The sequence below is a fragment of the Methylobacterium sp. J-026 genome (genome assembly GCF_022829585.1).
GTDB lineage: Bacteria > Pseudomonadota > Alphaproteobacteria > Rhizobiales > Beijerinckiaceae > Methylobacterium.
Genome location: NZ_JAKSYC010000204.1, coordinates 1 through 5752, shown reverse-complemented (window position 1 = coordinate 5752; position 5752 = coordinate 1). Strand labels below are relative to the sequence as shown.

Below are 5752 nucleotides of genomic sequence, written 5' to 3'. Positions count from 1 at the left end.
AGGATCATGGTGTTGATCGCCACCGACTTGCCCGAGCCGGTGGTGCCGGCGACCAGCAGGTGCGGCATGCGCGCGAGGTCGGCGATGATCGGCTCGCCGCCGATGTTCTTGCCCAGGCACAGGGCCAGCTTGTGCTTGCTCTCGGCAAAGTCGGCCGACGAGAGCAGCTCCCGGAGATAGACCGTCTCGCGGGTGTCGTTCGGCAGTTCGATGCCGATGACGTTCCGGCCGGGCACCACGGCGACGCGGGCCGAGACCGCCGACATCGACCGGGCGATGTCGTCCGACAGGCCGATCACGCGGCTGGACTTGGTGCCGGGGGCGGGCTCGAGCTCGTAGAGGGTCACGACCGGGCCGGGCCGCACCGCCAGGATGTCGCCGCGCACGCCGAAATCCTGGACCGTCTGCTGCAGGTTGAGGGCGTTCTGCTCCAGCACGTCGGCATCGACCTCCTCGCTGCCGCCGGGGGCCGGCAGGGCCAGGAGTTCGAGGGAGGGCAGCTCGTAATCGGCGTTCTCGATAGGCGCGATCTCGAGATGGCGGCCGGCCGGGATCAGGTGCGCCCGGGGCGCGACCAGGGGGAGTGCCACCGGTGCGGGGGCCGGCACGGCGGCGACCGCCTCGGCCGGCTCGACCGCCGGAGCGGCCTCGACCGCGTCGTCGGACGGGGCCGGCTCCGGCTCCGCCTGAGGCGCCAGCTTGCCCCGGAGCAGGACCGGGCGCGGGATCATCGGGATCACCACCCGCTCGATCTCGGCGCGCTCCGCCACCGGTACGACCGCCATCGGGGCCATGTCAGGCTCGGGCTGGACCGGAGGCGCCGGCGGGACAGGGCTCGGCTGGCCGGCCGCGCGGATCGCCGCCCGGGCCGCCATGGCGCTGAGGACCGGGGCGCGGCGCGGCGCCTCGGACGCGGGTTCGGCGGAAGCCACGGTCGCGGCGCTGCCGGGACCGAAGACCAGCGCCAGGCCGGCGGGCGCCGGCAGGGCTTCGGCGGTCGGCAGGAAGGCGCTGCGGATCGCCGCGGCCGCGTCGGTCCGCTGGCCGCCCTCGGACGCCGCTCCGTTATCCTGCCCGTCGGCGGGACGTGGCGGCTGGTCGAACCGCACGAGCCGGTCGAGGACGTAGACCGGCCGCGGGGGCAGCGCGCGCAGGTCCGTGACGTCCGGAAGCATGGGGACGGCGGGCGTGTCGGGGGCGGTCTCGGGTGCCGGCGCGGCCTCCGTGGCCTCGGCCTCCAGCGCCGTCCAGGCCTCCACGGACGACCAGTCGCCGCCGTCGAACCAGGGCTGGACCCCGGACCAGTCCGGCAGGTCCGACCAGTCGCGGGCCGGAATCTCGACGGGCGCGGCGATCATCTCTTGCGCCGCCTCCAGGACCAACGCGTCGACCACATCTTGGACGACGGCTGCGACCGCCACCGGGGCGATCACGGCCGTCGACGCGGACAGCTCGACCGCGGGCCGGACCGGGCGGCGGTCCGGCGTGCGGAAGAAGCGGACGCCCGGCGGGGCGACGAAGGGCTGACGCCACAGGGGCACCGCCTCCGCGTCCGGGGCATCGGCGGCCGGGACGGCCTCGTCGGCGGCGGGCTCGGGCTCCGCGACGGCGATCCCGGCGCGCTCCGCCCGCTCGCGCTCCGCGCGCTCGGTCTCCAGGGCGAGGGCCGCCGCCTGCGCCTCGGCGCGGGCCCGCTCCAGGGCGACGCGCTCGGCCTCCAGGGCGCGCTGACGGCGCTCCTGCAGCACCGAATCGGGGGTCCGGGTATAGCGCACGGCCGAGGACGACGCGGCGGGACCGGCTGCGGCCACCGGCGCGCCGTCCCGCGCATCGTCGGGCGCGATGGCGGCGGGGCGGCGCGGCTGGCGCACCAGCACGCCCGGCGAGGAGGCACTGCGGTCGATCCGGCTCTCGACGGCCAGCGGCTCGAGCGCGTCGAGGCTCGCCCGGTCGTCGAAGACCTCGGCCGGCCAGAGCTGCTCGGGCGGCGCGGCGCTGCGCGGGCGCGCGGCGCGCTCCGGCATCTCGCGCCCGACCAGGGCGGCCGGCGCGGTCAGCCAGCTCGGCTCCCGGCGTCCGGGGACGCCGTAGGCCGGCCGCGCGGGCAGCCCGGCGGACGCGCCGGACAGGCGGCGGGTGAGGCTCACGCGGAGCGCCATCAGCCGGTGCGCCAGGGCTCCCAGGGAGAGGCCCGAGCGGTCGCCGCCACGCACCGGGCGGGCGGGGTCACGATGGGAGTACGGAGGCCGTCCCGATGCGCGCATGGGTTCTCGAACGATACTCGAAACAGGGATCCGCCGATGCGCGGCGGCTGTCCTGAGTTAGGCCATTCGTCGTTAATGGAGGCTTGCCGCGGGGCCATCCGCCGGAAACCATGCGGGCACGCGTCGATGCGCTTGCGGGTTCCGACGACGAAACATCGTGGTGGTGCCGACGCCGGTGCGCGGATCGGCGCAGGGCCTAAAACTCTCGCTGTTCTCCGGACGCGCCGGCGCGCGCGGTCTCGCCTCCGACGACGGGGCGGGACCACGCGACCACATCCATCGCGGCGATCTGCAACCGGACTCCATCGTCACCACGGTCGAGCCGCTGGTCGCGGACTTCCTCAGCGAGCTCCGCCTGCTTGGCCGAGGATCGCCATGAACAAGGGTCCCCTCATCCGGATCGGCGGCTCGGCCGAGGAGATCGGCGAGGCGTTCATCGCGGCTCGGCACCGCGCCGGGGCTGGCGATCGCGCACCCGAGCGGTCCGTTCCCGTCTTCGAGAGCCGGAAGGGCTTCAAGGCGGCGTTCTCGGACGCGCGGAAGCGCCGGCACCGTCCATCACAGCGCGCGCCGGCCGCGTCGGACGGCCCGACAGGCGGGTTCACGACGACGGGGCCGCGCCCGCATCGACCGGCGCCATCCGCAGGACCGGGCGGCAGCCCACTTGGGCCGCGTCGGAGGCGACCGTGACGGTCAAATTCAGCCGCTCCAGGACAGGGAGCGTGGTTGGAACGCGGAGAGCCGATCCTGTGGACTGAGGAGGCCATGGCGAGCATCCAAGGCGTCTCGGTTGTCTCTGATGTATCCAGCCCCATGGTCGAGCCCCATATAAGGCTGGAGAGTCCCCTCCCCCGGACCGGTGCCCGTGCCCCAGCCCCCCTCCCCGCCGCGCGCCGATCCCCGGGCCGATGGACCGGCCCGCTTCCGCTCCCTCTATCGCCACGGCTTCGCCCGGGTCGCGGCCTGCACCGGGCGCAGTTATCCGGCCGAGCCCGGGCGCAACGCCGACGCCATCCTCGCCCTGGCGCAGACCTGTCATGATTCCGGTGCAGCGCTCGCGGTCTTCACCGAACTCGGCCTCTCCGCCTACGCGATCGAGGATCTGCTGCTCCAGCAGACCCTGCTGGACGCGGTCGAGGAGGCCGCCGCCCGGGTGATCGCCGAATCGGCATCCCTGCGGCCGCTGCTCCTGGTCGGCGCGCCCCTGCGCTGGCGCCACCGCATCTACAACTGCGCCCTGGCGATCCAGGGCGGCCGCCTGCTCGGCGTCGTGCCCAAATCCTTCCTGCCGAACTACCGGGAATTTTACGAGAAGCGCCACTTCGCCGCCGGCGCCGGCGTCGTGGGCGAGACCATCCGGGTCGCGGATCACGCGGCGCCCTTCGGCACCGACCTGCTGTTCCCGGCCGAGGATCTGCCGGGCCTCGTGGTCGGGGTCGAGATCTGCGAGGACCTGTGGGTCCCGGAACCGCCCGGCATGCGCGCGGCCCTCGCCGGGGCCACCGTGCTGGCGAACCTGTCCGGCAGCCCGATCACGGTCGGCCGGGCCGAGTCCCGGGCGCTCCTGTCCCGGGGCGCCTCCATGCGCGGCGCCTGCGCCTATGTCTACGCCGCCGCGGGTCTCGGCGAATCGACCACCGACCTGTCCTGGGACGGCCAGACCAGCATCGACGAGCTCGGTGCGCGCCTCGCCGAGGGCCAGCGCTTCCCCGAGGGCCCGGTGGCGACGCTCGCCGATATCGACCTCGACCTGATCGCCCAGGAGCGCCTCCAGGCCGGCAGCTTCGACGACGACGCCCGGCGCCACGCCCTCGCCTATCGCCGCGTGCCCTTCCGGCTCGACCCGCCGGAGGCCGATCTGGGGCTGATGCGACGGATCGAGCGCTTCCCGTTCGTCCCCGCCGACCCGACGCGCCTCGCGCAGGATTGCTACGAGGCCTACAACATCCAGGTGGCGGGCCTGGCCCAGCGCCTGGAGGCCACCGGCACCCGCAAGGCCGTGATCGGCGTCTCGGGCGGACTCGATTCGACCCATGCGCTGATCGTCATCGCCAAGGCCTTCGACCGGCTCGGCTACCCGCGGTCGGACATCCTGGCCTACACGCTGCCGGGCTTCGCCACCTCGAACGCCACCAAGGCCAACGCCCACGCGCTCATGACGGCCCTGGGCTGTACGGCCGCCGAGATCGACATCCGCCCGGCGGCCCGGCAGATGCTCGCCGACATGGGCCATCCCTTCGCCAGGGGCGAGGCGGTCTACGATGTGACCTTCGAGAACGTTCAGGCGGGCCTGCGCACGGACTACCTGTTCCGCCTCGCCAACCACGCGGGCGGACTCGTGGTCGGCACCGGCGACCTCTCGGAATTGGCGCTCGGCTGGTGCACCTACGGGGTCGGCGACCAGATGAGCCATTACGCGGTCAATGCCGGCGTGCCCAAGACCCTGATCCAGCACCTGATCCGCTGGGTGATCGGCACCGGCGAGGTCGGCCCCGAGGAGGCACGCACCCTCCAGGCGGTCCTCGACACCGAGATCTCCCCCGAGCTAGTGCCGGTGGACCCGGACGACACCCCGCAGAGCACGGAGGCGACGATCGGCCCCTACGCGCTGCAGGACTTCAACCTGTTCTACACGCTCCGCTACGGGTTCCGGCCCTCGAAGATCGCCTTCCTGGCGCTGCACGCCTGGGGCGACCGGGCGCGCGGCTCCTGGGCGCCGGACTTCCCCGAGGCCAAGCGGGTGGCCTACGATCTTCCGGAGATCCGCCGCTGGCTCGGGGTGTTCCTGACCCGCTATTTCGGCTTCAGCCAATTCAAGCGCTCGGCCCTGCCGAACGGCCCGAAGGTCTCCGCCGGCGGCTCCCTGTCGCCCCGGGGCGATTGGCGCGCGCCCTCGGACGGGTCGGCGCGGATCTGGATCGCGGAGCTGGACCGAAACGTCCCCGAAACTTGACCGTCACAAACTCGACCGATTGTGCTATTATGAACACGGTCAAGCCGTTTCTTGGCAGCGCAGGGTTCCGTGCTGCCAGTGTTCGGCGTCGAGGGCGGTCAGGCGGAGGACTTCGGATGCGAAGCTACAACCTGTTCCAGCTCAAGGGCGAGGCAAGCCTCTGCTGCGCGGTGCCCGAGGCGAGCACCGTTCCGCCCTTCATCGGCGCCGGCCGATGGACATACGGCGGCAAGCTCTGCGATGGCAGCCGGCAGCCCCTCGACTTCGACGACCGGGCCGCCGACACGGCGGTGCGCTTCAACGGCTTCTACCTGTTCCAGACGGTGGACCGGCGCTTCGTCGCCTGAGGGAGCCCCCCGCCGCGGGCTTGGGCTAGCGGGGTCACCGATCTCAGTTCGCGCATCGGCAGTTCCGCTTCTCCCCCTCCCCCGCTGTGGGCTGCCGAATTCACATATCGCTGGCCGACACGTTCTCTCCTCTCCCTTGCGGCTACGGGCGACACAGGTTTGAGCTCTCAGCGAGTTCGCCGGTCAGA

The 5752-nt window shown here is 73.0% G+C and carries 4 protein-coding genes; 3 read left to right on the top strand and 1 reads right to left on the bottom strand.

Going from position 1 to position 5752, the window contains the following annotated elements; genetic code table 11:
- Positions 1–2264 (bottom strand): DNA translocase FtsK (locus MKK69_RS18665; RefSeq protein ID WP_279598493.1); only part of this gene is annotated, 2264 nt, incomplete at its 3' end.
- Between the two features lie 157 nt (positions 2265–2421).
- Here MKK69_RS18665 and MKK69_RS18660 point away from each other — a divergent pair.
- From MKK69_RS18660 to MKK69_RS18650, 3 genes are all read left to right on the top strand, one after another.
- Positions 2422–2643 (top strand): hypothetical protein, encoded by a 222-nt coding sequence (locus tag MKK69_RS18660; RefSeq protein ID WP_243970277.1) that lies wholly within the window; start codon positions 2422–2424, stop codon positions 2641–2643.
- A 486-nt stretch (positions 2644–3129) separates the two neighbouring features.
- Positions 3130–5217, top strand: coding sequence for an NAD(+) synthase (locus MKK69_RS18655; protein ID WP_243970275.1), 2088 nt, complete (start codon positions 3130–3132; stop codon positions 5215–5217).
- A 116-nt stretch (positions 5218–5333) separates the two neighbouring features.
- The gene (locus tag MKK69_RS18650) at positions 5334–5564 is read left to right on the top strand and encodes a hypothetical protein (RefSeq protein WP_243970273.1); all 231 of its coding nucleotides are present in this window, start codon (positions 5334–5336) and stop codon (positions 5562–5564) included.
- Positions 5565–5752: the final 188 nt, after the last annotated feature.